This is a genomic window from Enterococcus sp. DIV1682a, from assembly GCF_051711005.1.
Classification (GTDB): Bacteria; Bacillota; Bacilli; order Lactobacillales; family Enterococcaceae; genus Enterococcus_B; species Enterococcus_B hirae.
In genome coordinates this window covers 746,353-768,966 of sequence record NZ_JBIOLT010000001.1, presented here as the reverse complement: position 1 = coordinate 768,966, position 22,614 = coordinate 746,353, and the positions used below count along the sequence as shown (strand labels likewise).

Annotated in this window: 41 protein-coding genes and 1 other annotated feature; of the genes, 8 read left to right on the top strand and 33 right to left on the bottom strand. The window is 34.2% G+C overall.

Annotation, left to right across the window (positions count from 1 at the left end; genetic code table 11):
- The 6 genes from IGJ23_RS03545 to IGJ23_RS03520 form a co-directional block, all read right to left on the bottom strand.
- Nucleotides 1-582, bottom strand: coding sequence for an HK97 family phage prohead protease (locus tag IGJ23_RS03545; protein ID WP_317751298.1), 582 nt, complete (start codon nt 580-582; stop codon nt 1-3).
- Complete coding sequence (locus tag IGJ23_RS03540; RefSeq protein WP_081186462.1) at nt 579-1,781, bottom strand: phage portal protein; 1,203 nt, start codon at nt 1,779-1,781, stop codon at nt 579-581. Before IGJ23_RS03540 ends, IGJ23_RS03545 begins: the two co-directional genes overlap by 4 nt.
- Before the next feature lie 21 nt (nt 1,782-1,802).
- Nucleotides 1,803-3,590 (bottom strand): terminase large subunit, encoded by a 1,788-nt coding sequence (locus IGJ23_RS03535; RefSeq protein ID WP_185184899.1) that lies wholly within the window; start codon nt 3,588-3,590, stop codon nt 1,803-1,805.
- A 4-nt stretch (nt 3,591-3,594) separates the two neighbouring features.
- Nucleotides 3,595-3,954 carry a P27 family phage terminase small subunit gene (locus IGJ23_RS03530; protein WP_002341976.1) on the bottom strand — a complete coding sequence of 120 codons (360 nt, stop codon included), beginning with the start codon at nt 3,952-3,954 and terminating at the stop codon, nt 3,595-3,597.
- Nucleotides 3,955-4,137: 183 nt separating this feature from the next.
- Nucleotides 4,138-4,470, bottom strand: a complete 333-nt coding sequence (locus IGJ23_RS03525) for an HNH endonuclease (protein WP_161440240.1) — start codon at nt 4,468-4,470, stop codon at nt 4,138-4,140.
- Nucleotides 4,460-4,786 (bottom strand): hypothetical protein, encoded by a 327-nt coding sequence (locus IGJ23_RS03520; RefSeq protein ID WP_181934961.1) that lies wholly within the window; start codon nt 4,784-4,786, stop codon nt 4,460-4,462. The genes IGJ23_RS03525 and IGJ23_RS03520 overlap by 11 nt, the downstream gene beginning before the upstream one ends.
- Nucleotides 4,787-5,126: 340 nt before the next feature.
- Here IGJ23_RS03520 and IGJ23_RS03515 point away from each other — a divergent pair, with 340 nt between their 5' ends.
- Complete coding sequence (locus IGJ23_RS03515; protein ID WP_034698465.1) at nt 5,127-5,393, top strand: CRISPR-associated protein Cas2; 267 nt, start codon at nt 5,127-5,129, stop codon at nt 5,391-5,393.
- A gap of 3 nt (nt 5,394-5,396) precedes the next feature.
- Here the strand turns inward: IGJ23_RS03515 and IGJ23_RS03510 are convergent, their stop codons facing one another.
- The 19 genes from IGJ23_RS03510 to IGJ23_RS03420 all read right to left on the bottom strand — a co-directional run bounded on the left by IGJ23_RS03510 (nt 5,397) and on the right by IGJ23_RS03420 (nt 13,249).
- Nucleotides 5,397-5,552 carry a hypothetical protein gene (locus tag IGJ23_RS03510; RefSeq protein WP_181934962.1) on the bottom strand — a complete coding sequence of 52 codons (156 nt, stop codon included), beginning with the start codon at nt 5,550-5,552 and terminating at the stop codon, nt 5,397-5,399.
- A gap of 281 nt (nt 5,553-5,833) precedes the next feature.
- The gene (locus tag IGJ23_RS03505; protein WP_010720123.1) at nt 5,834-6,301 is read right to left on the bottom strand and encodes an ArpU family phage packaging/lysis transcriptional regulator; all 468 of its coding nucleotides are present in this window, start codon (nt 6,299-6,301) and stop codon (nt 5,834-5,836) included.
- Between the two features lie 306 nt (nt 6,302-6,607).
- A complete protein-coding gene (locus IGJ23_RS03500) occupies nt 6,608-6,754 on the bottom strand; it encodes a hypothetical protein (RefSeq protein ID WP_226062951.1) in 147 nt (48 codons plus the stop codon).
- A complete protein-coding gene (locus IGJ23_RS03495) occupies nt 6,751-7,152 on the bottom strand; it encodes a YopX family protein (RefSeq protein WP_181934963.1) in 402 nt (133 codons plus the stop codon). The genes IGJ23_RS03500 and IGJ23_RS03495 overlap by 4 nt, the downstream gene beginning before the upstream one ends.
- Before the next feature lie 11 nt (nt 7,153-7,163).
- A complete protein-coding gene (locus IGJ23_RS03490; RefSeq protein ID WP_438774628.1) occupies nt 7,164-7,550 on the bottom strand; it encodes a hypothetical protein in 387 nt (128 codons plus the stop codon).
- Nucleotides 7,547-7,858 carry a hypothetical protein gene (locus IGJ23_RS03485; RefSeq protein WP_181934964.1) on the bottom strand — a complete coding sequence of 104 codons (312 nt, stop codon included), beginning with the start codon at nt 7,856-7,858 and terminating at the stop codon, nt 7,547-7,549. The genes IGJ23_RS03490 and IGJ23_RS03485 overlap by 4 nt, the downstream gene beginning before the upstream one ends.
- Nucleotides 7,852-8,088 (bottom strand): hypothetical protein, encoded by a 237-nt coding sequence (locus IGJ23_RS03480; protein ID WP_010719515.1) that lies wholly within the window; start codon nt 8,086-8,088, stop codon nt 7,852-7,854. Before IGJ23_RS03480 ends, IGJ23_RS03485 begins: the two co-directional genes overlap by 7 nt.
- A complete protein-coding gene (locus IGJ23_RS03475; protein ID WP_010719516.1) occupies nt 8,054-8,341 on the bottom strand; it encodes a hypothetical protein in 288 nt (95 codons plus the stop codon). The genes IGJ23_RS03480 and IGJ23_RS03475 overlap by 35 nt, the downstream gene beginning before the upstream one ends.
- Nucleotides 8,342-8,358: 17 nt before the next feature.
- On the bottom strand, nt 8,359-8,553 hold the full coding sequence (locus IGJ23_RS03470; RefSeq protein WP_053766647.1) for a hypothetical protein: 195 nt from the start codon (nt 8,551-8,553) through the stop codon (nt 8,359-8,361).
- On the bottom strand, nt 8,554-8,883 hold the full coding sequence (locus IGJ23_RS03465; protein ID WP_181934965.1) for a hypothetical protein: 330 nt from the start codon (nt 8,881-8,883) through the stop codon (nt 8,554-8,556).
- Between the two features lie 15 nt (nt 8,884-8,898).
- A complete protein-coding gene (locus tag IGJ23_RS03460; RefSeq protein ID WP_438774627.1) occupies nt 8,899-9,693 on the bottom strand; it encodes a helix-turn-helix domain-containing protein in 795 nt (264 codons plus the stop codon).
- A 2-nt stretch (nt 9,694-9,695) separates the two neighbouring features.
- Nucleotides 9,696-10,415 carry a putative HNHc nuclease gene (locus tag IGJ23_RS03455; RefSeq protein ID WP_204640197.1) on the bottom strand — a complete coding sequence of 240 codons (720 nt, stop codon included), beginning with the start codon at nt 10,413-10,415 and terminating at the stop codon, nt 9,696-9,698.
- Nucleotides 10,412-11,299: a DUF1351 domain-containing protein gene (locus IGJ23_RS03450; RefSeq protein ID WP_438774626.1), complete on the bottom strand. Its 888-nt coding sequence runs from the start codon at nt 11,297-11,299 to the stop codon at nt 10,412-10,414. The genes IGJ23_RS03455 and IGJ23_RS03450 overlap by 4 nt, the downstream gene beginning before the upstream one ends.
- Complete coding sequence (locus IGJ23_RS03445) at nt 11,300-11,980, bottom strand: ERF family protein (RefSeq protein WP_053765582.1); 681 nt, start codon at nt 11,978-11,980, stop codon at nt 11,300-11,302. It lies immediately after the preceding gene.
- Entirely contained in the window at nt 11,977-12,162 is a 186-nt protein-coding gene (locus IGJ23_RS03440) for a hypothetical protein (RefSeq protein WP_317751307.1), read from the bottom strand. Before IGJ23_RS03440 ends, IGJ23_RS03445 begins: the two co-directional genes overlap by 4 nt.
- A complete protein-coding gene (locus IGJ23_RS03435) occupies nt 12,155-12,313 on the bottom strand; it encodes a hypothetical protein (RefSeq protein ID WP_317751306.1) in 159 nt (52 codons plus the stop codon). The genes IGJ23_RS03440 and IGJ23_RS03435 overlap by 8 nt, the downstream gene beginning before the upstream one ends.
- On the bottom strand, nt 12,310-12,630 hold the full coding sequence (locus IGJ23_RS03430) for a hypothetical protein (RefSeq protein ID WP_113792637.1): 321 nt from the start codon (nt 12,628-12,630) through the stop codon (nt 12,310-12,312). Before IGJ23_RS03430 ends, IGJ23_RS03435 begins: the two co-directional genes overlap by 4 nt.
- 39 nt (nt 12,631-12,669) lie before the next feature.
- Entirely contained in the window at nt 12,670-12,819 is a 150-nt protein-coding gene (locus IGJ23_RS03425) for a hypothetical protein (RefSeq protein ID WP_317751305.1), read from the bottom strand.
- 145 nt (nt 12,820-12,964) lie between these two features.
- On the bottom strand, nt 12,965-13,249 hold the full coding sequence (locus IGJ23_RS03420; protein WP_034866014.1) for a hypothetical protein: 285 nt from the start codon (nt 13,247-13,249) through the stop codon (nt 12,965-12,967).
- A gap of 76 nt (nt 13,250-13,325) precedes the next feature.
- Between IGJ23_RS03420 and IGJ23_RS03415 the strand changes: the two genes are divergently transcribed.
- On the top strand, nt 13,326-13,817 hold the full coding sequence (locus IGJ23_RS03415; RefSeq protein ID WP_438774625.1) for a hypothetical protein: 492 nt from the start codon (nt 13,326-13,328) through the stop codon (nt 13,815-13,817).
- On the opposite strand, the gene IGJ23_RS03410 is transcribed toward IGJ23_RS03415, so the two are convergent.
- Genes IGJ23_RS03410 through IGJ23_RS03400 form a run of 3 tightly spaced genes read right to left on the bottom strand, consistent with a single transcriptional unit; the run spans nt 13,804 to nt 14,391 of the window.
- Entirely contained in the window at nt 13,804-14,022 is a 219-nt protein-coding gene (locus IGJ23_RS03410; RefSeq protein WP_181934909.1) for a hypothetical protein, read from the bottom strand. The genes IGJ23_RS03415 and IGJ23_RS03410 overlap by 14 nt on opposite strands.
- Nucleotides 14,007-14,159 (bottom strand): hypothetical protein, encoded by a 153-nt coding sequence (locus tag IGJ23_RS03405; RefSeq protein WP_181934908.1) that lies wholly within the window; start codon nt 14,157-14,159, stop codon nt 14,007-14,009. Before IGJ23_RS03405 ends, IGJ23_RS03410 begins: the two co-directional genes overlap by 16 nt.
- 13 nt (nt 14,160-14,172) lie before the next feature.
- A complete protein-coding gene (locus IGJ23_RS03400; RefSeq protein ID WP_034866010.1) occupies nt 14,173-14,391 on the bottom strand; it encodes a helix-turn-helix transcriptional regulator in 219 nt (72 codons plus the stop codon).
- Nucleotides 14,392-14,535: 144 nt separating this feature from the next.
- Here IGJ23_RS03400 and IGJ23_RS03395 point away from each other — a divergent pair, with 144 nt between their 5' ends.
- From IGJ23_RS03395 to IGJ23_RS03375, 5 genes are all read left to right on the top strand, one after another.
- The gene (locus tag IGJ23_RS03395) at nt 14,536-15,048 is read left to right on the top strand and encodes a helix-turn-helix domain-containing protein (RefSeq protein ID WP_052096302.1); all 513 of its coding nucleotides are present in this window, start codon (nt 14,536-14,538) and stop codon (nt 15,046-15,048) included.
- 15 nt (nt 15,049-15,063) lie between these two features.
- Nucleotides 15,064-15,600, top strand: a complete 537-nt coding sequence (locus IGJ23_RS03390) for a hypothetical protein (protein ID WP_053765820.1) — start codon at nt 15,064-15,066, stop codon at nt 15,598-15,600.
- 55 nt (nt 15,601-15,655) lie between these two features.
- Nucleotides 15,656-16,555, top strand: coding sequence for a hypothetical protein (locus tag IGJ23_RS03385; RefSeq protein ID WP_034866006.1), 900 nt, complete (start codon nt 15,656-15,658; stop codon nt 16,553-16,555).
- An 84-nt stretch (nt 16,556-16,639) separates the two neighbouring features.
- Complete coding sequence (locus IGJ23_RS03380; RefSeq protein WP_113843210.1) at nt 16,640-16,954, top strand: hypothetical protein; 315 nt, start codon at nt 16,640-16,642, stop codon at nt 16,952-16,954.
- A gap of 12 nt (nt 16,955-16,966) precedes the next feature.
- Nucleotides 16,967-18,115, top strand: coding sequence for a site-specific integrase (locus IGJ23_RS03375; RefSeq protein ID WP_034866000.1), 1,149 nt, complete (start codon nt 16,967-16,969; stop codon nt 18,113-18,115).
- A 92-nt stretch (nt 18,116-18,207) separates the two neighbouring features.
- On the opposite strand, the gene rpmA is transcribed toward IGJ23_RS03375, so the two are convergent.
- The 3 genes from rpmA to rplU are packed head-to-tail and all read right to left on the bottom strand — an operon-like array spanning nt 18,208 to nt 19,195.
- A complete protein-coding gene (rpmA, locus tag IGJ23_RS03370) occupies nt 18,208-18,501 on the bottom strand; it encodes a 50S ribosomal protein L27 (RefSeq protein ID WP_010719806.1) in 294 nt (97 codons plus the stop codon).
- 12 nt (nt 18,502-18,513) lie between these two features.
- Nucleotides 18,514-18,858, bottom strand: a complete 345-nt coding sequence (locus IGJ23_RS03365; protein WP_010719807.1) for a ribosomal-processing cysteine protease Prp — start codon at nt 18,856-18,858, stop codon at nt 18,514-18,516.
- Nucleotides 18,859-18,886: 28 nt separating this feature from the next.
- Nucleotides 18,887-19,195, bottom strand: coding sequence for a 50S ribosomal protein L21 (gene rplU, locus IGJ23_RS03360; protein WP_010719808.1), 309 nt, complete (start codon nt 19,193-19,195; stop codon nt 18,887-18,889).
- 19 nt (nt 19,196-19,214) lie between these two features.
- Nucleotides 19,215-19,290 (bottom strand) — a sequence feature (ribosomal protein L21 leader region).
- Between the two features lie 141 nt (nt 19,291-19,431).
- Between rplU and IGJ23_RS03355 the strand changes: the two genes are divergently transcribed.
- Complete coding sequence (locus IGJ23_RS03355; RefSeq protein ID WP_010719809.1) at nt 19,432-20,085, top strand: uracil-DNA glycosylase; 654 nt, start codon at nt 19,432-19,434, stop codon at nt 20,083-20,085.
- A gap of 145 nt (nt 20,086-20,230) precedes the next feature.
- Here the strand turns inward: IGJ23_RS03355 and IGJ23_RS03350 are convergent, their stop codons facing one another.
- Both IGJ23_RS03350 and IGJ23_RS03345 read right to left on the bottom strand, forming a co-directional pair.
- Nucleotides 20,231-21,850, bottom strand: a complete 1,620-nt coding sequence (locus tag IGJ23_RS03350) for a SulP family inorganic anion transporter (RefSeq protein ID WP_438774624.1) — start codon at nt 21,848-21,850, stop codon at nt 20,231-20,233.
- Between the two features lie 132 nt (nt 21,851-21,982).
- Entirely contained in the window at nt 21,983-22,342 is a 360-nt protein-coding gene (locus IGJ23_RS03345; RefSeq protein WP_063626739.1) for a DUF1304 domain-containing protein, read from the bottom strand.
- Nucleotides 22,343-22,614 lie beyond the last annotated feature (272 nt).

The following is a 22,614-nucleotide window of genomic DNA, read 5'->3' as shown; positions in this document are numbered from 1 at the left end:
TTATTTCCCCCTATTTTTTAATTGATCTAATAAATTTTTACGCCACTGTTTCGTCTGTTTTTCACGATATTGCTCTAGTTGATTATGCCTAGCTTGTACTCCTGTGTCTTCATAAGCAGGGAATGTTACTACAGAAACTTCATGAAGATCAATTTCTTTTAACAACCACTTAACCGTGCCATCTTCTCTCCAATCAGTTTCTTCATTCAAAATATTAAAACCAAATGAACATTGATCTACGTCACCACGTTTTACACGTTCATATAGATTTAAAGCATCTGAATCATTTTCGTTTATGGTAATTTGTCCCCATAAACCTCTAGAATCAACGCTTAATTTCAATGTCCCTGACTTGTTCCTACCTAAAACTAGAGTAGTTTCATGGTTTGTTAACGCTCGTATATCATTGCTCAAGGAGCCGTTGAAAGCTTCTGGTGAGATTTCTTCAAAAGCGCCTGACCAAAGCTCTGTTTCTTGATTAAAAACAGCAAAATAACCTTCAATAATTTTTTCTCCTGTTGTTTCTTCTCTGGTAGAAAAATTAGTGGCCATGGAACGTGTTTGATCTTCTTTTACACTCACTCAGAATCACCACCCTTTAATTTATTTTGTTCTCCAATCATTCCTTGAGGAATAAAGTTTTCTAAGATAATCAGATCATCTAATCCTTTTTTAGGAGAATCACCTATCATATTCAAAACATCATTTCCTGTATAGATTCCTCGAATATATAAATTCATCCCAATTTCTGCTAATTCTTTAATATCGTAAGCCATTAAACTCTTAGAATTACATTTGAAATACCAATTTGGATTTTCAAGAAGCCCTTTAGTCAGTGTTTGTTGAAAAACATCTGCAATAGCTTTAATTCTTGTACGAACAAAATTGTTATACTCATCTTTATCAAAAGTACCTACACCTAAAATAAACGCAGGTACATCTAGCAATGCTGCGACAGTTTTCTTATCGATTTCTACAGATTCATTGATTGCAATATCTTTTAACGATAATGGTTTTACTTGTTGTACATCCAATAGCTCTGCAGGAATAATCCATGGCTCTCCTGGTCGAGATTCACCTAAATATTTGTCCTTGATTTGCTGTCTCCCAGCTTCACTTGCAATACTTTCATTCATTGCATCAACCTTTACAATGACATTGGGCATATATTGACCACTCATGAATGATTTTTTAGTCGTATTTGCTTGACGTAAATTATGAGTAACATCTCGTAGTTGAATCCTATAACCCGTTCCTCTCCATGGTTGTTCTGGATCAGGATTGATTGCAAAATGTAAAACTTCATCTGGATTATAAGTTGATGCTCCATATTTAATTTGATATCCTTCATCCAGTTCTATAAAGCTTACTTTGGAAGGCTTTAGTGGTTTCAATTCACGAATAAATCCATCTCTCATTTCTGGAAATACAATCGCATTTCCATCTCCTGGAAGTAACATCGAATACACAATGTTATAGACCCAATTCTTTCTAGTCATATAAGAATAAGGTTCAATATCGATTTTTCTAGATAATTCATTTTTAATACGAATATCTCCACTATCTGAATTTTCCATTAAGTGAATCGTCATTCCTGATACTAAATCAGCAATTTTTTGACAAGCTGTTTTTACTTCTGGATTATCAGACAGTCGAGTATAACCTGGAACTAATACTTCTCTTGCAACATCTGACATAAAAAAACCAACCGTAGGATCACTTGATCCTGATGGTTGGGGTTCTGACCGTATTTTATTGGCTTTTCTTCTTTTTTTAGACAAAGGAAATCACTCTTTCTTCTTTTAATATTTACGATTTAACCATTCTGTGCCAACATTACCAAATGCCATATCTTCTAGCATCTGGCAACAGCTAAATACACTTGCATCAAATAAATCAACACGCTGAACTCCGCCGTCACCATCTAGTTTATCGTACTGAATCATATCATCTGTTTTTTCAATTGCTCGCACATTCTGAACACAATATTCATAGGCATCGGAATGTAAGTAATAGAACTGTTTATTTTTGACTTTTACCTCGATATGACGGAAGCCTTCTGATTTCTTATAAAAGTATTGTGGTTGATCTTTAATTTTAAATCCTGCTTTTTTCATTTTAAAAAAGAACTCTCTACCAAACTTTTTATCAAAACCAACAAGTTTAATTTTGAAGCCTTTTTGTTTCATAGAAATAAACCAATTAACAATATCATCATGTAAAACGGTAGGAGTATTACTCATTGTGAGCCAGCCATCTTCTTTCCAACCAAACAATGGTATTCCATCTTCTTCTGCTTTCTTTACAGCAGCTAATTTAGGGAAGAAAGCATGAGTAATACAGATATCTACTCCTTTATACGAACCATACAAAGCACCTGCAGTTAAATCATGTAATTTAGATAAATCAGCTCCTCCATACCAAACAATTGGTAATTTTGCTAAATCTTCTAATGTCCAATCATACTGCATATCAGAGCTTCTAAATTCATTAATATCGAAATATGCATCCATTGCATTGGTAAATACATTCAACGTTTTATTTAGAAATTCTGTTTTTAATTGTGGTTCATTCATTGCTTGTGAGGCATCATCTAATAGTTCATCCAAAGTCACTGTCACATTGATAGAAGGAGTACACATTTCTAATACTTCTGGATCATCAATAGTGGTAATTTCTCCTTTACTATTTATAATATTACCTTCTTCGTCTTGATCTGCTTTACAAATGAAAATGAAATAAGAATCATATGCTGAATCAGTAATTGAACCATTTAATACCTTTTGTAAGGTTTTTAAACGATTAGCTAAGAAACCATCAGGAATATCTCCTGCGGTTGAAATCCCTATTAATAATTTATTCCGATATGCCTTCATCGCATTTTTCATTAAAGTGTATTTTTTTGCTCCTGCTCGTTTCCAAGAATGTAGTTCGTCTAATACTAGACAGTTACAGTTTAATGAATCGAGTTTATCTTCTTGGTTCGCAATTGCAAATATGTCACTTGTACCATCACCGAAATCTATTGAAATGGAATGTTCTTGATTGTTATCACGTATTCTTAGTTTTTCAACGTCTTCTTTTAATTCGTTGACGTTATCAACTAAAAAATTAAAGCATTCTAGAGTTTGTTTAACTGAATTTGCAACAATGTAAGCTTTAGAACCCGATCGTCTATCTAAAATGCTTTTTGCTTCGGTTAGCGCAGCACTAAATGCTGTTTTCCCCTGTTTTCGTGGTAAAAAAATAAGCGCTTCTTTAAAACGCCTAATATCTGAACCTTTTTCAAAAAATCCAAATAAATTCACACAAACAAATTTTTGCCAATCAGTCAGCAATAATGGTTGCCCTTTATAACTCACACCATTTTTATCTTCTCCTTGAACATGATGAATTGTACCTTCAATTAAATTAATGACAAAATCAAATTGTTCTTGTCTAAAATCAATATCTGTTCGTTCCAGATCTTTTAAAAAACGTTCACATGCTAGTCTCCTATCTAAATTAGCTAGTATTTTAAAATTAACAATTGATTTTGCATAATTTAAAGCTATTTCAAAATGCTTAGATGTAATATTCGATAAATCCATCTGATCACATCTGTTGTTGTTCTAAAAGTTTAGCAAAAGCGGATTTCTCTTTTTTAGGCATTTCTACTTCAGCTTGATAGGTTCTAGCATTCAACATTAATCGATCAGAATAAGTACCTATATCTTTTCGAAGGTTTTCTAAACTTGCTAAAATTGGCGATTTCTTCCCACCGCTTTTTTCTGTTTCCAAAATAATTTCATAGCCTTGTCTTTCAAACTCACGACTTAGATAATTGTATTGATAAACCATATCAGAATAAACTTCTATAATTTGATTGTATTGTGGCTTATATGTTCCTAATTCCTTCATATATTTAATTGTGCGTTTTTTTATACTTTCACGTTTTGGGATATTTTTAGACAAGTTATCACCTCCTCAAATCAAGATATATTACTGCGAAAAAAAGGGCTTTTTTCTGCACGGTTTTAAACGATAAAAACAGCTCTATTAATTGCTATTATCGTATTTCATCTCAAGGAAAAAATTTTTTCAAAAAGTTCTCGCTATTGGAAAAAGTTCCCATATCCGTTTCCCAAAAAGTAATTTTTAGATTTCAAAAGGAGGGGGGGATTCTCTCTCCTTTTTCCAACGCTCAAACTCTTTCTGCCTTTTTCTTTGCCAATGTAAACCTTCACCAATAATTTCATCATTCTCTCGATCGTGAAACGTATTATGTTTTTTGTGTGTTAATGGTAATAAGTTCCAATCAGCAAAAGCTAACTCAGGATATTCTTTTCTTGGATAAATATGATGGACCATTTCTGCTTTCACTCGAATACCATATCTCTTGCTTTCTTGACATTCATATTGATATCTTCTTAATATTGCATTCTTCTTTTTGATCCATCGTTTACTTTTATAAAACGAATCAATTGTCATTGTTACTCTTCCCTTGATTCTCTTTATAGTTTGTTCTAATTATTTCAGCCCCCATCTTCTCATACCATTCAACTGTTTCTTTTAAATTTGGCAATGTATGAGATAACAATTGAATCGTTAAATCAACAGTATCTTTCGAAAAAATGTTGTCAAAATATCGATCTACCTTATTACCAATAACCACATAGGCGTAATTACCATTCCAATGATCTCTCAAACCATTAGGATTATTTTCAGATTCAATAGCTATCTTATAAACTTCTGCCATATTTACATTTACATTGATTGTTAGCACTGCTTCATGAAAATCATTCATTTAATTATCTCCTTTCAAAATAAAAAGACCACTCAGCGAGTGATCTAATATGTAAAAACTATACCTCAAAAATAAGATGCAGTTATAGCTCTTTACGGTTTTGCTAACTGGTAGCTTGGGATCACCGTAAACCCAAAGTCGCTGGCAAGGATTTGCACCTTGCATGATACCTACCCTAATTTGAGCTAAGCTCCGCCCTTTACTGGTATCCTTTGGAAGGACTAGTGCGTCTACCTGTTCCGCCACAGCGATAGATTAAATTTACGAAAACAGTTACATTGTGTATAATTTTATTTATCAGCGAGTAGTCCGCTGAAATAATGACATGGAGGTAATCCTAATGGACAGCTTTATCATAAGTTATGATTTAAATAATTCAGGCAAGAATTACGATGATTTAATCGAAAAAATCAAAACTTACTCGAAATGGGCTAAGATTAATGAATCTGTTTGGTTTTTTAAAAGTAATAAAAAATGCCCCGAAATTAGAGACGATCTAAAATCCGTAATGGATAAAGATGACAGCCTTTTTGTAGCAAAACTTACCGGTGCTGCCGCATGGTATAATACGATTTGTAGTAGCCAACATTTAAAAGAACATCTGTAAAATTCACTCCTCGTTGCTTTTCTGCAACGGGGTTTTTGATATTTCAACCTGAATTATTCGATCATTCAACACTTTCAATATTTCATTTCGCATTTCATCTGTTGTTAAATCAACATATTTTTCTCCTTGAATTCCTTCGTCTATGATTAAAATAGCCATTTCTTTTCCCACCAATACATAATTTAATAGACAGCAGCATACAAAGAATTTAGAAGGAGTTGATTTCACATCCTTTTCTTCGTATTTGCTACTGTCTATCGAAGCTTAATTACAACGATGAGGGAGATTTCCTCCCTTCAAATTATTTTTGTCGAAGTCCTGTTTCCTAATCTTTCGACACTATCATAATAAATCATTTTCTAGGTAGTTGATTGGTATAAAAAAGGTATAAAAAGGAAAGCTTTTGGGTAGTAAATGGGTATAAAAAGTGTAAAAACTGGCTACTTAAAAGCAACCAGTTCTAAGGAAGAAGCAAATTGAATGATGATTTTGTTTGATTCTGCTTTAACAGATTCCTCGCTCGTATTATTTCTTTGGGCAGTTACATAAATTGACATACCGTTGATATAGCGATCGTAGAATATCTTTTTCCGTCTTTCTGTTATATCAGGTTTATGTGGATGCTGAATTGCTGAATAGCCACGAATAAATAATTTGTGCAAGTACTCAAATTCCTCTTGTGCTTCCTCTTTCTCAATCATCATTCGTTCTGCTTCAAATGTATTATTTGCTGTAGAAGGTGGAACCAAGGAGTAAGATGCTGTTACCTTAGGTTCACGAGGTTGACCTACCCTACATCTAGCTGACAGATATGCGGAAAGGAATACAGCGACATTGTGTTTCGTGCGTTCCATATCCACATCTTTTGCCTCTGGTGTCTCATACTTCTTTACATCGAAAAGTACCATCCATTGATTCCTCCAATTATGATATAATAATTGTGTCAGAATTATTAACCAAAGTCGGAGGAATCCGGCTTTTTTATTTTCTATTTTTCCATACAATTGTTTTTCCACAACAACATTTCGTTCGATTTTGACTATTTAATAAAAATTGGCCAGAATTTATTGTTCGTCTTTCCTATTATTTCTTGTTCCCCTCTTGGATGATTACTAGCATATAAACAAAAAGTACAATAAAGATAATAGAATAAATCATTCTTTTTCCTCCAAGTCTAATCCAATATATTCATCTTCAGTAAACCAATCATCACATTATGGATTAATCGCCCACACAGGTGATGTCTTATTTTTCATTACCGTAATACCAGCATTTAAACCGTTATTGAAACAATCCGCTCTCATGTCTTCACTTTTCATTTTAATGCTTTCTAATTCTTTGATTCCTTCTTGTATGTTCATCGCTGTTCCTCCAATAACTCGCTATTTTCCCAAATATTCCCGATAACTTCGTATTCCACAGGAATAACTGATGAATACCCCATTTTTGTATAAACATTGAATCCGATATAGTAAATCAAATCACCAAAATCTTCTTCATGCTCTTGTTCTCCAAATGTCACTATTTTTTTAACACCATCCGCAAGTACTATATCCCCCTCAAATATTTCTACGCCATTCTTATCTTTCAGTCCTGTGGACTGCATTAATTCAATATTTCTCACATAATACGATTTCAATTCAGAAGGAGTTTTCCAATATTCAATAGAGTTGACCTTTCCACTTTTAGTAAAATGTAAGACTGCTACATCTCTCATTACATTCTGTCGTTTATCCCACGCTCGAAACTTCGGTATCATTCGCTGTCCTCCTACTTCTTCTCAGTCACCGTAAACGGCACAATACTTTCTGGCATGTAATTTACTTCGTATTTGTATTCATTGACCTTCGCGCCTTCTAAATCTTCAACCACATACATGTTCCAACTAGTCATGTTTACAAGATGTTTTTTGTACTCATTCTTTCCTGTTTCAACTAGAATAACGAGTTTATTTTTATCTTCCGTATCCACAGATATTCGACCGATCGCTTCAAACTCCACTTTGTCCGTTCGAGTATTGATTACTTCTACTCGACGAATCACATTAAAATTATCTGCTTCTTGGCTTACATTGTAGGAAACTTTATCACTTTCTCTACAAGCCCCTAATGTGATGCCTATTCCTAATAAACTGATAAATACAATTAATTTTTTCATTTGTCTTCCTCCTCAATTTCACATGCTTTTTCAAACTCGTTAGTGATACGCTCAAGCGCTTTTTTGTACTCGATAATACTTTTTATCACGTGACCTTCTCTCATCACGTAGTCACGCTGTATTGCTTTTAAACACATACTCAACGTTTGATAGTATCCAATAAACGAAACCCCTTCTACTTTTTCACCTTTGCTATTTACGGTATATTGAATATTCCCTTTTTCATCAAGAATCACTCGTGATAAAACAATATTTCTGCAATCACTCGTCTCAGTGATTCGATAGTTTTCAATTTTCATATCTAGCATTCCACAGCCCTCATTTCTGTAAATGGAACAATCGTTCTTCCACCACGCTCCACTACTAAGTGATCATCTTTTGGATGAGTACTTCCGATTGTTACTAAGGCTGATTTTTCGTAGACTGTCTTTACATATCCTTCGAACGGATATAGCCATGGTGTCTCACGCTTTGAATCGCAACAAAAGCATTCAACCTCTTGGTTAACTTCTGGAATGAATTTCTTTTTTCTGCTCATGATTACTCACCTCTTGTTTCAACCATGCCTGATTAGACTTAGATTGTTTTTCTTTTCTCAAATTTTTCCTTTTAGGCGGATTGATTTTATTAGTTTTTTGAGAATAATCTTTTACTTCCACTACTTCGCCATTACTCACATAAGCAGCTAATTCTGCCATTTCCTTTGATTCATAACGTTTAGCTCCTTTTAAGTTAGGAACTCCATATCCTTCTGAATCGACATAACACATTGCTTTTACAACGTATGCCACGCTTAAACCTCCAATAGCTAATTTCTAAATGCTCTGCGTACTGTGTACGCTTCGTTAATGATTTTCTTCAACGTATCCGATGGATAGATTCGATGACTTGTATTCTTGGTATCTTGTTCATATAACCAAGCAAGCTGTGCTAGAGTATCATCATCAAGAGAAAATCTCGGTCTTTTCTTAGGTGTCCCACCTGTTTGCTTTGGCTGTCCCACCTACACGACTACTCCTTTTGGTTGATCTTCTAAATATTTCTGTAATCCTTGATAACACTCTTCGAATGACAAAAGAGAACATTTCATATTTCGTACATGAAGCTCTTCCTTTTTCTTTTTTTCCTTTACCAAAATATGTTCCAGCTTTGTTCGGTCTACGTATAGCGCATAATAAACACGCAACTTACTCCAGCTTGAACGATCATTTTTGATTTGGTCTTCGGTTAAATCTTTTAGCTGGCTATAAACTGCTTGCAAACATTGACGTTCATCACCTTGTTTACATTCTCCCAGTTTTTTTACCAGTTTGAGATAGTTATATTCTTTCAAAATATCACCTCACGTTTAGAAAGGGACATCGTCATATTGATGCGCTTCTCTTTCTTTTCTGAGCCTTTCTTGTTCTTCATAGTCTGCCAGCCATTTGGGGATAGGCTCTTTCCTAACAGGACTCTTTTTGAACGATTTAGGAGAATTTTCAGCCTTCCACGCTTTATCTGCTAGCTTCGCATCCTCTACCGTTTTGACACCACGTCTCTGCCAATCATTCAGCTTTTTAACCACATACCCAGCCGTATGTCCGCCGTCTCTTGCTGAAATCTCAATGGCGTATAGAATGACCTCAAGGGCGACACCGTCTTCTAAAAAGCTCTGTACTCGATCGATGTTTTGAGGTGTATCCATTGGTTTAATTTTTTGTTGGTAAAGTTCAGAAATCCGCGTGCGCTCTGCATGCATATTATTTGTATTATTAAATGTATTATTAAATGTATTATTATCTCTCAATTTTTTTTGGGTAGGCTTCTCAAAATCTTTTGGGTAGGGTCTCAAATTTTCTTGGGTAGGGTATGGAATTATTTTTATATACCTATACAAAATTTCTTTAGTACCTTCTCTATAAATAATTTCTTTCGAAATATAGCCATGGTCTAATAATGATTTCAACCAATTTTGAATAGTTGTTTTAGTAACCTGATATAAATCTGCAAAATATTTATCGCTCGCCCAGCAATATCCTTTTTCATTACTTAATGCTGTAATTTCACCGTATAAAAGTTTGGCATTTGCAGTCAGATTCCGATCATAACGGACATTCGCTGGGATTACTGCAAAATAACTTTTGTTGACCTCATTTTCCATCTTTAACTCTCACCGACTTCCATTTGAAAATATCCTTCAATGATTTCATTTTGTTTGAACTCGTCTAAAACTCGTTTTGTGGTCAACTTTAGTTTTAAAATATCCGTTTCTTCCAAACGAACAGGAATAACTCGATACTTTTTCACAAAATAATGAACTCCTTGTTGGTGTTGTAATTGGTGATGTTCACGACACAACGCCATTAAAAGTAATAAGCGATGATCTGTATGTTTTCGATTCTTACCTGCACCTACTGCCTGAAAATGTGCGATATCAGCATATTGTCCACAAATACAACATTTCCTATGTTTCAAACAGGAATAAAACCAATAATTATCTTCGAGTAAATAAATATAGTCACCAGGAAGTTCCACATTCGCTTCTAATACAAAATCAATTAAGAAATGAATCCATTCATTCGCTTCTGTTCGTGTAGCCAAGCGATGAGAAAATGTTTCTCCAGTTTTCCCCTTGTAGTAATACTTCATCAATAGCTCAATTCTCTCTGGACTATCATAGCTATACCTTGCAATGTCTCGAATAAGGGAATGCGAAAGTGCATTTTGTTTTGAGGTAATCCCTCGGTTATCATGCACTTTCACTTCAACATATAGCTCTTGACCATCTGCCAATAAATCTAAGAATTCCCGATTAATCAGCTTTGTTGATTGTATCCGAAACCAATTATTTTTTACTTCAAATACTTTGGCTAAAAATCTCATTCTTCTGTTTCGACCTTATACTCTACATTCAATTTTTCAATCGTATTTTTAATAATTGATAATTGTTTGGCTGTTCCTGTAATATGCAAGGTAAAGGAAAAAGTCTGTTCCTCAGTTAAAAGCTCTTGTAAACTTTCAACATTCGTTTCTTCATTTACTGTCTGTTTGATTTCCTGTTCCGTTATTTCTAGTTCTTGCGCTTCTTTTTCTCTTAGTTCTTTAACAGCTTGATCAATTTTTGGAAATATTTGAGCTGCTGTTAATCCCTCGTCAACTAATGAAATCCATGAAAAAGGATCAAGACCATATGCTTTCACATAACTTTCGACTAGAATTTTTTGCTGTTCGATATTCTCTTTTTGCTGTTTTACTGCAATACATTCGGCAATAATTTCTTCTTCAATTTTTTTCGTTAATTTGTTTTTGGCTGTAAAACTCGTAGAGTTCAACCAATTACTTCTTAAAGTAATTTGATTGGTATCAACTCCATGCTTTTGAGCTTGTTTCTCAAGATATGCTAAAACGATTGTCTTATATTCTTCTTTCTTTTTAGCTTCGAATTCCCTGATTTGATCATTGATATTTTTTGACATCCGTTTTATTTCATCGCTGTATCCCTTAATTTGACTTTCAAAAGCAACAAGTGGTTCACTAAACTGTTTTTTTACTTCTTTTCGTTTGGAATCAATCAAATCAAAAATACGGTTTAGCTCAGTTCTTGCCTTCTTTGCATCTGCAATATCATCTTCTTTAAAAATCAAACCTTCAAAACGTTGCACAGTTGCATTAATTAAGGTTGCCAATTGATCTTCATTTACAATTTCAATAACGCTCGGTTGATAATTGACATCGAAAATGACCTCGGTTGATAATTCATTTTCCATTTATAAATCCTCCCAAGATGGCTTACTATCTTTTTTCGCCCTATTAGATAATTCTTTAGAAAACTTTTGTTCTGCTTTTTCTGCTGAAACTTTCAAATAACCAATCAACTCTGAATAAAATTCGTTTGTCACTTGTTCTAAACTTTCAAACCCATGTTTTCCAAGAGAATTTGCCGCAATCACTTCTTTTTTAGATCCAGTGACATTTGCAATCTTTTCAACATATTTATCAAATGTTTTTAAGAATTCCTCATGTAAATCCACGATTTCTTTATTCTCCTGTGGCAATGCATCGGCATCTTTTGCATCATCAATTAGGTATAATCCATTAAGAGCATATTTCCGAGCATAGGATGAAGCTGAACCCGTTACTTGACTATCATCCATCTTCGTACGTGAATCAGCTTCTCTCGCATAAGCAGTTATTTCTAATTTCTCTTTTCCGTCAGTGAGGACGGCTGTCGCTTTGATATAGAAACGATTACCAATAACAACTGGTTCATCTGTTAAAGTTAAAAGTAATTTCATTTCTTGATTTAATGGTTTAACAGCCTTTAATATGTCTTCACAATTCCGATAATTGTAGTTCCCATACTCGCTATATTGGCTCTTAGGTGCTTTTAATTTGTTTTGAATAGAAATCACTTTCTCGTTAAATGTCATTTTAATATCTTCTGTCATAGATCCATCGGCTCCCCAATATTTTGTTCAATAAAATTTTGTAAATCGTCTTCTCGAACATATTCACCTTCAATTGAATAGACAGAATCTCCTAAATACAATGGGTTTCCTTGCCAATCAGTAGCAATTGCCTTTTTTTCTTTTGGTAATTGTCTAGCACCTAATGAATCAAATTCATTCATGCTTAGCACCTGATTTCTTTGTAAAATCTTCTAATAAACTTAACAAAGTAATCATTCCTGCAAATAAACAGCCTACAAATAAATTAGCGTTTGAGATTACTACAAGCATAAAGACAAATAGTGTAATCCAAAGCGTATTGATTTTAATCATTCGAATTCCCCCTTGAGAATCCGAGTCATCACGTCAGCGAGATCCTCCTCGTTGTCAATAACAAAGGTATGATTTTGTTTATTTGGCGCACCTTCTAGTGTTGCACTTCCGACCGCTCTTAAAATTTTGGATGGCAATGGTAGATTTTCATTAAGTTCTTTCTCTTGTACTGCCAAACAAAAAGCTACATCTGTTGCATCACCGACTAGCATGTTGATAACATGACCTTTTCTTTGAAGAGTACAAATAGCGGCAACTCCTTCTTTTCGGCATTCCTGTTGCAATTCTTTAACCAATGTTTTAATTTTTTCGTTCATATGATAAAATCTCCTTAGGTATAATTTGTTTGTTGCCGATTAGCGATTGCCCTCGCTGGTCGGTCTTTTTATTTCTAGCCACTTCTTCTGGCGTTCACGCCATTGTTCCCCTAACAATCTAGGTTTCATTTCTTCGTGGTATTCCTGATTTAGTTTTCGCATCAAGTGTTGATGCTCTTGTAAGGTCATTCGCTCCCTCCTTCGTCTCTCACCATCACCACCTCCGGAAAGAGGAGTTGCTCATGCCAACGTGTATGTGCGAACTTGATTTTTTAAGGAGAAAACTCGCAACTCCTCTTTTCGGAAGTGGTGAGTGTAGAACAAGTTTAAATATTTAAATTTCAAAAGTTTCTTTTAAAAATCGTTGTAATTCAGTTCGTTCAATTCGAATATCTTGTTCACTCCATTGTTGAATCTTTAAACCTTTTGAAATCCAACCGCTTAATTTGTCATCACCAATTCTCAATATTTCTTTTACTTGAGACTTATTCGGGTAAGGTGGTAATTCAACAGTTTTAGTCAACAAGCTGGATCGCTTTTCGATTTCTTTCAAAACAATAAAAGTAATATTACTTGCTAATTCGTTTTGAACTACTTCATCTGGAATGTTTAGTTGCATAGATTACACCTCCTACAATTATTGTTTTGATTTCCACCTCTTGATAAAATATCAATGAAGAAAGGTGGTGAAAAAAATGAACTTAAATGAGGTCCAAGCAGTTTACTATTTACTTCATGCTCTTCAATTTGACATCATTAACAAACAACAATTCAATTTAGTTGTAAGTTATAAAAACAAAATTTTGACTGCAGAATATTTACCTCTAACTGAGTCAAAAACGAGTATTATTTTAAAAAACTTTGATTCTGATTATGATATCCAAGAAAAACGAATTGATAATTGTTTACCAAAAGAAATGTTTAGTCTTTGGAAAAAGAATAAAGAAACTGTCTATTTTAGTACAAAAAAAGCTTTTTCTCATCCTGAATTATTGTTAGAAGAAATTGTTAATTTTGTTTCTAAAAACATCAAAAAATCTCAATATATTGAACCTTTAACTAGAACGGTTAGAAATGTTCATTTTCTTGAAACCAATTTAAAATTAAAATCAATGTTAATTAATGATGATAATTTTGAAATTCTAGAAATCAAAGTTGATGATGATTCTTGCTTTATCGAATTTTAATAAAGTTGGATTCATATTGAAGCTTGTTATAAGCCCATTGGAGACTTGCATACGCATCATCGTATGTTAAGTCTCTATTTTTTAATTCAGCTAAAATTGCTTCTCCTGATTCTTCAACTTCTTTTGAAAAACCAAATTTATCAATGTCGTTATTACGCTTAAATTTTGTTAAATAATGTTCTTTTTTATTTATCTGTTTTTCCATACTCTCACCTCACGCTGGTTGTTTTCACCCTTAACTTCATATCTAAAGCCATATCTAGTAATAGTTAAAATCCCGATATCTGATTCCATAACTATTTGGTTTGATGCTTTATCAAACCAAATTTTGCTCTCTTCCATTCTTTCTCACCTCCTACGCTGGTTGTTTGCTTTTCGTGTACTCAGTTGGTAAAAAAATTTCTTCAATGGTTTTACCGTAGTGTTTAGCAATTATGAACATCTCATCACTTTTAAATTGATTATTTCCTTTTTCTTTTAAACGGTAACTTTCTTCACTAACGCCAATTAACGTTGCTAATTCTTTTTGTGTTTCACCTTTCTCTTTTCTTATTCTATACAAATTCCATTGCATATTTTCACCTCCTGTTCTTATTTATAAACCGATAGTACACGAAAAGCATACACAAGTCAATAAAAAGTTTGCTTTACGTGTATTTTTTTGTTGATTACAAAAAATATTTGGGATAATATAGAGATAGAAAAAGGTGGTGAAAAAATGGAAGTTGAAAATTTATCAAAATATATTGGTGGAAAAATCAAGTTTTATAGAAATGAAAAGAAACTAACTCAAGAAGAATTAGCAAAAAAATTAGGTACTAAAAAAGCCACTATTTCTAATTATGAAACTGGTTATCGCTCACCTCAACAAGATATGCTATTCGAACTTGCGAAAGTATTAGAAATCTCTATAAACGACTTATTCCCCCAAACATCGGTTGTTGAGAATAATTCTATAGAAAAAATATATAACCAACTATCTCCTCCACGTCAGGAAAAAGTTTATAACTTTGCTAATAAGGAACTAGAAGAGCAAAAACAAGAACAAGCTAAAGATGATAAAAAATCAGTTATTCCTATCGAAAATAATAAAAAAGATAGCGATGAAATATATACTTTTGCTGCTCATTCTGATGATCCTGATAAAACGTATACTGATAAAGAAATATCTGAAATTGAAGTGTTTTTAGATCAAGTAAAAGCTGATTATGATAAAAAACATAATAAGTAGGAGAGTTTAGTTGATATGAATGAATACGAAATTCTTTTAGATGAGGTAGTTAACGAGATTCCTGTAATTGAAACAGAACTAAAAATAAATACCGGATTAAAAGGAAGTTATAGAAATAAAACTATCTTTTTAGACAAATATTTGAATACTGTTGAAAAAAGGGTTCTCTTATCAGAAGAATATTCACATCACAGAACTAGTATAGGAAACATTATTGATTATACAAAACCGAACAATAGAAAACAGGAATGGAAGGCAAGAAGAGATTCTGTCGAGCGCCTCGTCACACTTGATCAATTAATTGATTGTTCTTACTTTCGTTGCCATACTAAATTTGAATGCGCAGAATTTTTAGGAATAACAGAACAATTTTTTGAAGAAGTTCTCGCTCATTATCATGCTAAATACGGTGCAATCCATCTCTATAAAAATCATATTTTTATTTTTGGTAATTATTCAATCTATTGTTTACATGCTAAAGAGATAGAACTGGATATTATTAAAACATCAAAAAAGCCCATGCTTTCGCATGGACCCTTTCCTCATTTCTGAGAACCTTTACAGTAAAATTATATAAAAATAAACTCAGAAGAACAAGGAGGAATTTATGGGAGATTTTTTATTCGCGGTTGGATTAATAGGATGGTTTTTGGGTATAGGGATTTTTATTTATTCCTTTTTCTCAAAGAAAAAAATATCTAGAAAGAAAGTTATTGTTGGAATAATATCTGCATTTGCAGCTATGGTTTGTGGAGTTACTATCTCCCCACCAGACACAGAACAAGCTACAACACATAGCACTATCCAATCAACAACGACTAGTTCTACCACTGAAGATACCTCTTCTGAAAGTAGAGAAAAAGAAGAACAAAAAGTTAAAGAAATAGCTAAAAAGAAAAAACAAGCTCAACTAGAAGCTAAGAAAAAGGCTGAAGAGCAAAAAGCTAGGGAGGAAGCTGAGAAAAAGGTTAAGGAGCAAAAAGCTAAGGAAGAAGCTGAGAAAAAGCAACAAGAAGACAAACGTAAAGCTGAAGAACAAAAACAAGCTGAAATAGCTCAAAAAACTTCATCTGCTGAAACTATTCTTGCTCAAGCTGAATCCAATCCTACTAGAGATAACTATAATTCAGCTCTTTCTGCTATTCAGGCAATACCAGGTGGAAATCAATCATTATCAAATCGGTTAGCTAGTGTTGATTCAACAATCAAAGCAAATGAAGCCGCACAAGCTGAAACTGCTAGAGTAGTTGAACAACAAAAACAACAAGAAGTTGCTCAAGAGCAAGCTAGACAAGCTACTGCTCAAGCTCAACAACAAAATAATTCATACGCTGTTGCCGGACAATGGTTTATCGCTGCAAACGGCATGGTTTTTGTTCGCTCAGATAGTGGAAAATATTACTCTCGTGTTACAAATCCAAATAACTATCAATACATGTCTCAAATAGATGCTGATAAAGCTGGTTATAGCCGTGCCTCACGAGGAAATCAATATGCTCGACCATAATTAGATAAATTATAAAAATTTAAGACTAGCCTTCGGGCTTTTCTTTTACAACCAACAAGAACATACATTCGAAAGGAGAAAAATATGCAATATCAAGAATTCAGCGAGTGGTTAGAAAATAACTCTAATTCAAAACATATCTTTTTAACAAAATGGAAAGACTATCAAATATCAAAAAATAGTAAACGAACTGGAAAAACAAAAAAATGGGACGATGATAAAATCATTCGCATTGGTGAAGAAGAGTGGAAAAAAATTGTAATGAATACCTATCAAAAACTTAAATCTCATTTAGGAATCCCAAAATACAACGGATACCAAGAATGGATTGATTTCATCGAAACAAATGAAATTTTAGAATCATTTGATAATAGTATTTTAGAAATAGAATTAGAATAGGAGTTGAATTTTATGGCAATGATTAAACAATACCAAAAGAAAAATGGTGAAAAAGCCTGGTACTTCAAGACATATCTTGGTATCGATCCATTAACTGGAAAGAAGAGATATACAACTAAAAGAGGATTCAAAACACAAAAAGAAGCGAAAATCGCACTTTCTAGATTGGAATTAGAACGACAAAAAGCAGGAATGCCAATAAGTACAAATACTACTTTCAAAAAAGCAGCAGAATTATGGCTAGAAAACTATAAAAAAACCGTGAAAGAAAGTTCATATTCAAGGACTAAAATCATCTTTAACAAACACATATATCCAAAATTTGGAAATATTAAACTTTCTAAAATTAATACAGCATATTGTCAAAAAATAGTAAATGATTGGAGTGAAAAAGGCACTTCAAAACAGTACTCTCTTTTCGTTAACTATATGAACAAAGTTTTTAAATATGCTATAAATATTGGTTTAACATCTGATAACCCAACATTAAATTTAATTATTCCAAAACCACAAATTAAAACAGAAAAGAAATTAAAATTATATACAAAAGAACAGTTGGAATTATTTCTAAGTGAAGTATCTAAAGAACAGAATCCATATTTTAAAAACAGAGACTATACGCTCTTTAGACTATTAGCATTCAGCGGATGTAGAATCGGTGAAATATTAGCACTTACTTGGGACAATATTAATTTTAAAACACATGAAATGACCATTAAAAAAACTGTAGCCCGATCAGACAAATATTATATATCTGAAACTCCTAAAACAAAAAAATCAAATCGAATAATTTATTTAGATGAAAAAACTATAAAACAATTAAAATTTTGGAAGCTTGAACAAAGAAAGTACTTGTTTCAATTGGGATTTACCAAAGCTAATTATTTGTTTACCAATGACGAAAATAGTTTCACAATTAATCAGGCAGTAACAGAAAGATACAATGTATATCGTGAGCGTGCCGCCTTACCCTATATCGGTCTGCATGGTTTTAGACATACTCATGCATCAATGCTATATGAGGCTGGTGCAGATCACAAAGAAGTACAAGAAAGAATGGGGCACGCAAATATAAAAACTACTATGGACACATATACACACATTACTAATAGTAAAAAAGAAGAAACAACACAAAAACTAACAAATTATATTAACTTCTAAGAAAGTATGGTCAAAAGTATGGTCAAAAAAATTCTCTTAATTAACAAAAAAGCTCCACCCCTTGCTACACAAGAGATAGAGCAGTTTGTTTATTAAGCTTCTTGAGCTACTGGATAAACAGACACTTGTTTTTTGTCGCGGCCTTTACGTTCGAAACGTACTACTCCGTCAACTTTAGCAAATAAAGTGTCGTCTCCACCAATACCCACGTTCACACCTGGATAAATTTTTGTACCGCGTTGACGGTAAAGAATTGATCCACCTGTAACTGTTTGTCCGTCAGCGCGTTTAGCACCTAGACGTTTTGATTCTGAGTCGCGTCCGTTAGATGTAGAACCGCCACCTTTTTTGTGGGCAAAGAATTGTAGATTCATTGATAACAACATGGTCTGCACCTCCTATTTATCATTAATTGTTTTAATTTGGATATATTCTGAATTTTCAGCTTCTATCGATTGTAATCCCAACAAGAGATTTTCTAATAGAATCTCGGCAATATTGTTTTGCTCTTGTGTCAATCCTGAAGTGACTTCGGTATATAAATAACCGCCCTCTTCTTCATTCATTTCGACAATTGGTTCAAAACCAGCTAATGAGGCAATCCCATTGACAGTACTGATCGCTAATGCAGAAACTCCTGCACAGACGATATCACTCCCATAAGGACCAGCATCAGCATGCCCTGTCAAAGTAAATGAAACGATTTGACCAGCGTCATTACGTTTAAATGTTCCTTTGATCATTATTCAGGCCTTCTTTCTCAAGCGCTAATTAAGCGTTGATCGCGTCGATAACCACTTTTGTGTATGGTTGACGGTGACCTTGTTTACGGTGTGAATGTTTTTTAGGTTTGTATTTGAAAGTAACGACTTTCTTTTGTTTGCCGTGTTTTTCAACAGTACCTTCAACAGTTGCACCAGAAATAATTGGAGCGCCTACTTTTGTAGTTTCGCCACCTACTAAGATAACTTCGTCAAAAACAACTTTTTCACCTGCTTCAACGTCAAGTTTTTCAACGTAGATTGCTTGTCCAACTTCAACTTTTACTTGTTTACCACCAGTTTTAATAATTGCGTACATGCTATAAAGCACCTCCTTATAATAGACTTAGACTCGCCATCCAGAGTGACAGTTACCTGTACTTACAAACTCGTTCTGTGCGGTTGTAGCTGTGGAGTCCACAATTACAACAGTACTAGATTACCAGAAACTAGCTCATTCGTCAACTCTAGATTCTAGAACTTTTCTTAAGTCAATCAATCGCAATTTTCACTTTTGCTCATTATAATGTTAGTGAAGACGAAGGAGGTAAACGAATGATCTATCCTGATGAATTGGTTCAAGAAGCAACGATTCGTATGCAAGGTCGTGCGGTAGAAGGTTTCGTTGCTGGTCAAGGCCCACTCCACCCAAAACTCATGCTGGTAGGTGAAGCTCCTGGCAAAACAGAAATCGATAATCATATTCCTTTTAGCGGACAAGCAGGCAAAGAACTAATGCAAACTCTTGCTCTAGCTGGTTTGACAAGAGAAGATGTTTATATTACTAGTGCAGTCAGAAGTCGACCTTATCGGACAGTCCAACGACTCAATAAACGAACTCAGCAAGCAGAAACTGTTTATCCGAATCGGACACCAACGAAAGCGGAAGTATTCGCTCATGCGCCGATCCTAGATTATGAAATCGAACATGTCGAGCCCCATTTGATTGCTACATTAGGCAATATCGGTTTGCAACGGTTATTAGGTTCTGCTTATACGATCTCTAAAAATCATGGTCAGCTTTATACTGGGCCTATTTTAAAACTGAATCAACAAAAAGATGCTTACGAGTGGAGTGATAAAAGCTACCAGATCCTCCCGCTTTTCCATCCTGCAGCTATTTTTTACAATCGAACATTAGCTGACGTGATCCGCAAAGACTGGCTTACCTTAGCAAACTATCTCGAGAAAGATCCTAGCAATCAATAGCCACAGCTTCCATAGGTAAAAAATCCCGAAACAGAAAAAAGCTGTTTCGGGATTTTTGAATTTTTATAGCTTATTTTAATTAAACACTGCAAAAAACACTTTGTTTGCCCTGCTTCTCAAAAACATTTCTCCTGCTCATGACTGATTACGTATATTGTTCATGCAGCGCTGAGAGTGCATGCGCTACTGTTTGGTGTTGTTCAAAGCCAGCTTTTTGCCATAAATGTTGTAGTTGTTTTTCTACTTCTGGTTGTAGCGAGGTGTAAATAATCGTTTGTTCTCGCATTTTAGCTTTTTCTTGAAACTCATCAAAAACAGCTCGGGCAGTTAAATCAATACTTGGAACACCACGCATAGAAAAAATGATCCCCTCTTTTTGATTTAGATCAGCTAATGTATTTTTTAATTTTTCAGCAGACATAAAAAAGAGTGGTCCGTTAATATAGACAACTGTCCAATTATCTAATTTTTTCGTTTCTGGCAAATCCATTCGTTCCCAATCGATTGTTTCAACCGAGATCGTGATTGCCGCACTTTTGATCACAAAGAAAATACAGCCACCGATAATACCGATGACGATCGCAATACTTAAGTCAAAAATCACAGTACATCCCATAGTAATCAAAAATAATAAGATGCCAGACCAATATCTCTTAGTGAACAAGACGTTGATCGTTTCCCATTCATTCATGCGCCAAGCAGTAACAATCAACACTCCTGCCAAAGCTGGCATAGGAATGTTTGACATAATTGGTGCAAAAATAATCATAGATAAAAACAAAACCAAAGCATGAATGATACCAGCTAAACGAGTCTGTGCCCCTGATTTAATTGCCACACTTGTTCGGGCAATCGCAGCTGTCGCTGGAATGCCTCCAAAAAATGGTAAAACTAGATTTCCGATTCCTTGCGCAACAAGTTCTTGGTTGCTGTCCAATGGTTTGTTTGCCATTCGTCCCGCAGAAGCACCACAGAGCAAACTTTCCACCATGCCAAGCAAGGCAATGCTAATCGCTGGCACCATCACTTCTTTTAAAGAATCAAGATGAAAGGCTGCAAACGTTAAGCGATCGCTACTGATCAACGTCTGTGGAATTTTTCCCACGGTTGCTATCGGCAAGTGAAACAAGAACATCGCAACCGTTGCAAGAATAATTGCCATCAAAGAACTTGGTATAGTTTGAGCCCATTTTTTGGGGTAGATAATCATTCCGATGATCACTAATAATCCCATAATAAAGGAGGAAAAATTTATCGAAAAGCCAAAGGTCTGATAGCTGAGAAACTTCTCAATCACATTTGCACCTTCTGAATGGACACCAAACAAGTTATCCACTTGACCCAAGGCAATGATAATAGCAATTCCCGAAGTAAATCCAGTAATCACTGGAGCTGGAATAAAAGAGGTCAATGTTCCTAATCTAAAAATGCCTGCCACTAGCAATAATAGTCCTGCTAAAAATGTCGCCAGTAACACCCCAGACATCCCTTGAGTAGCTGCAATCGACATCAAGATCGCAGCCATTGCGCCTGTTGGTCCTGAAATTTGATAAAAACCACCTGACAAGCCACCAATAATAAGTCCAGCAATAACCGCTGTAATTAATCCTGCCGCAGCATTTGCACCACTGGACACGCCAAACGCCAACGCTAAAGGTAAAGCTACTGCAGCTACAGTAATACCAGCTAATAAATCTTTTTGGAATTTTTGACGATCATATCCGTCAAATTCTTCATTTAGTAAAAAAATATACTTTTTGAACAACCTAGAGACTCCTTTTTTATAAAAATTTTACGAAACACGCAACTACTAGAATAGCATATTTTTCTAACTCATGTCAGCTTTTTCACAAAGTTATAGGCGTTTTCATGAAAATTTTTATAAAATAAGATTAACTCAAATCAAAAGAGTCAGTAATCCAATGATTGCCAGACCACCTTGTTTCAAAATAATTAGTTTGTCACTAGTGATACTACCGTAAGCTGCGACCAATACAATATAAATCAATAACAAACTTGCCATTTCTTTTGGTGCAGACGAAATATAAGTGGCATACAATAAACCAATACCTAACAATCCATTATAAACACCTTGATTTTTAAATAACGTTTGTACCGACGAATTACTTAATTCTTTTTGACTCATCTTAAATACTCTGCCAGTTGCTTTAGAAGTTGTAGCAAAGGTTTCTAAATACATGATATAAAAAAATTCAATTGCGACTAATGTAATGATAATTTGTGAAATAATCGACATATTTTCTCCCCCTATTCATTTCTGCCTATCGGCTTAGAATAAGTATAGCCGAACCGTTCAAAAATAAAAAAACAAACACACTTGTAGCGATAAAAAAAGCCTTGGATTCCCTGATACCAAACATCATCCCCCTATAGAGGATGGACTGATTTCTGCTTAAACGAAGTTAAAATACACGAATGTATGAATTTGTAGAGTAAAAATTTTACCTACTCCTTTTACTTAGAAAAACATCCAATATATTCTTTTTTAACACATACCTAGGTCCTACC

Bases quoted from the DNA above. Each gene is read 5' to 3' on its own strand.
- IGJ23_RS03535 (WP_185184899.1), bottom strand. From the start codon at position 3,590: ATGGATTTATCGAATATTACATCTAAGCATTTTGAAATAGCTTTAAAT.
- IGJ23_RS03525 (WP_161440240.1), bottom strand. From the start codon at position 4,470: ATGACAATTGATTCGTTTTATAAAAGTAAACGATGGATCAAAAAGAAG.
- IGJ23_RS03520 (WP_181934961.1), bottom strand. From the start codon at position 4,786: ATGAATGATTTTCATGAAGCAGTGCTAACAATCAATGTAAATGTAAAT.
- IGJ23_RS03515 (WP_034698465.1), top strand. From the start codon at position 5,127: ATGGACAGCTTTATCATAAGTTATGATTTAAATAATTCAGGCAAGAAT.
- IGJ23_RS03510 (WP_181934962.1), bottom strand. From the start codon at position 5,552: ATGGCTATTTTAATCATAGACGAAGGAATTCAAGGAGAAAAATATGTT.
- IGJ23_RS03505 (WP_010720123.1), bottom strand. From the start codon at position 6,301: ATGGTACTTTTCGATGTAAAGAAGTATGAGACACCAGAGGCAAAAGAT.
- IGJ23_RS03500 (WP_226062951.1), bottom strand. From the start codon at position 6,754: ATGAACATACAAGAAGGAATCAAAGAATTAGAAAGCATTAAAATGAAA.
- IGJ23_RS03495 (WP_181934963.1), bottom strand. From the start codon at position 7,152: ATGATACCGAAGTTTCGAGCGTGGGATAAACGACAGAATGTAATGAGA.
- IGJ23_RS03490 (WP_438774628.1), bottom strand. From the start codon at position 7,550: ATGAAAAAATTAATTGTATTTATCAGTTTATTAGGAATAGGCATCACA.
- IGJ23_RS03485 (WP_181934964.1), bottom strand. From the start codon at position 7,858: ATGCTAGATATGAAAATTGAAAACTATCGAATCACTGAGACGAGTGAT.
- IGJ23_RS03480 (WP_010719515.1), bottom strand. From the start codon at position 8,088: ATGAGCAGAAAAAAGAAATTCATTCCAGAAGTTAACCAAGAGGTTGAA.
- IGJ23_RS03460 (WP_438774627.1), bottom strand. From the start codon at position 9,693: ATGGAAAATGAGGTCAACAAAAGTTATTTTGCAGTAATCCCAGCGAAT.
- IGJ23_RS03455 (WP_204640197.1), bottom strand. From the start codon at position 10,415: ATGAGATTTTTAGCCAAAGTATTTGAAGTAAAAAATAATTGGTTTCGG.
- IGJ23_RS03450 (WP_438774626.1), bottom strand. From the start codon at position 11,299: ATGGAAAATGAATTATCAACCGAGGTCATTTTCGATGTCAATTATCAA.
- IGJ23_RS03445 (WP_053765582.1), bottom strand. From the start codon at position 11,980: ATGACAGAAGATATTAAAATGACATTTAACGAGAAAGTGATTTCTATT.
- IGJ23_RS03440 (WP_317751307.1), bottom strand. From the start codon at position 12,162: ATGAATGAATTTGATTCATTAGGTGCTAGACAATTACCAAAAGAAAAA.
- IGJ23_RS03435 (WP_317751306.1), bottom strand. From the start codon at position 12,313: ATGATTAAAATCAATACGCTTTGGATTACACTATTTGTCTTTATGCTT.
- IGJ23_RS03430 (WP_113792637.1), bottom strand. From the start codon at position 12,630: ATGAACGAAAAAATTAAAACATTGGTTAAAGAATTGCAACAGGAATGC.
- IGJ23_RS03425 (WP_317751305.1), bottom strand. From the start codon at position 12,819: ATGACCTTACAAGAGCATCAACACTTGATGCGAAAACTAAATCAGGAA.
- IGJ23_RS03420 (WP_034866014.1), bottom strand. From the start codon at position 13,249: ATGCAACTAAACATTCCAGATGAAGTAGTTCAAAACGAATTAGCAAGT.
- IGJ23_RS03415 (WP_438774625.1), top strand. From the start codon at position 13,326: ATGAACTTAAATGAGGTCCAAGCAGTTTACTATTTACTTCATGCTCTT.
- IGJ23_RS03410 (WP_181934909.1), bottom strand. From the start codon at position 14,022: ATGGAAAAACAGATAAATAAAAAAGAACATTATTTAACAAAATTTAAG.
- IGJ23_RS03405 (WP_181934908.1), bottom strand. From the start codon at position 14,159: ATGGAAGAGAGCAAAATTTGGTTTGATAAAGCATCAAACCAAATAGTT.
- IGJ23_RS03400 (WP_034866010.1), bottom strand. From the start codon at position 14,391: ATGCAATGGAATTTGTATAGAATAAGAAAAGAGAAAGGTGAAACACAA.
- IGJ23_RS03395 (WP_052096302.1), top strand. From the start codon at position 14,536: ATGGAAGTTGAAAATTTATCAAAATATATTGGTGGAAAAATCAAGTTT.
- IGJ23_RS03390 (WP_053765820.1), top strand. From the start codon at position 15,064: ATGAATGAATACGAAATTCTTTTAGATGAGGTAGTTAACGAGATTCCT.
- IGJ23_RS03385 (WP_034866006.1), top strand. From the start codon at position 15,656: ATGGGAGATTTTTTATTCGCGGTTGGATTAATAGGATGGTTTTTGGGT.
- IGJ23_RS03380 (WP_113843210.1), top strand. From the start codon at position 16,640: ATGCAATATCAAGAATTCAGCGAGTGGTTAGAAAATAACTCTAATTCA.
- IGJ23_RS03375 (WP_034866000.1), top strand. From the start codon at position 16,967: ATGGCAATGATTAAACAATACCAAAAGAAAAATGGTGAAAAAGCCTGG.
- rpmA (WP_010719806.1), bottom strand. From the start codon at position 18,501: ATGTTGTTATCAATGAATCTACAATTCTTTGCCCACAAAAAAGGTGGC.
- IGJ23_RS03365 (WP_010719807.1), bottom strand. From the start codon at position 18,858: ATGATCAAAGGAACATTTAAACGTAATGACGCTGGTCAAATCGTTTCA.
- rplU (WP_010719808.1), bottom strand. From the start codon at position 19,195: ATGTACGCAATTATTAAAACTGGTGGTAAACAAGTAAAAGTTGAAGTT.
- IGJ23_RS03355 (WP_010719809.1), top strand. From the start codon at position 19,432: ATGATCTATCCTGATGAATTGGTTCAAGAAGCAACGATTCGTATGCAA.
- IGJ23_RS03345 (WP_063626739.1), bottom strand. From the start codon at position 22,342: ATGTCGATTATTTCACAAATTATCATTACATTAGTCGCAATTGAATTT.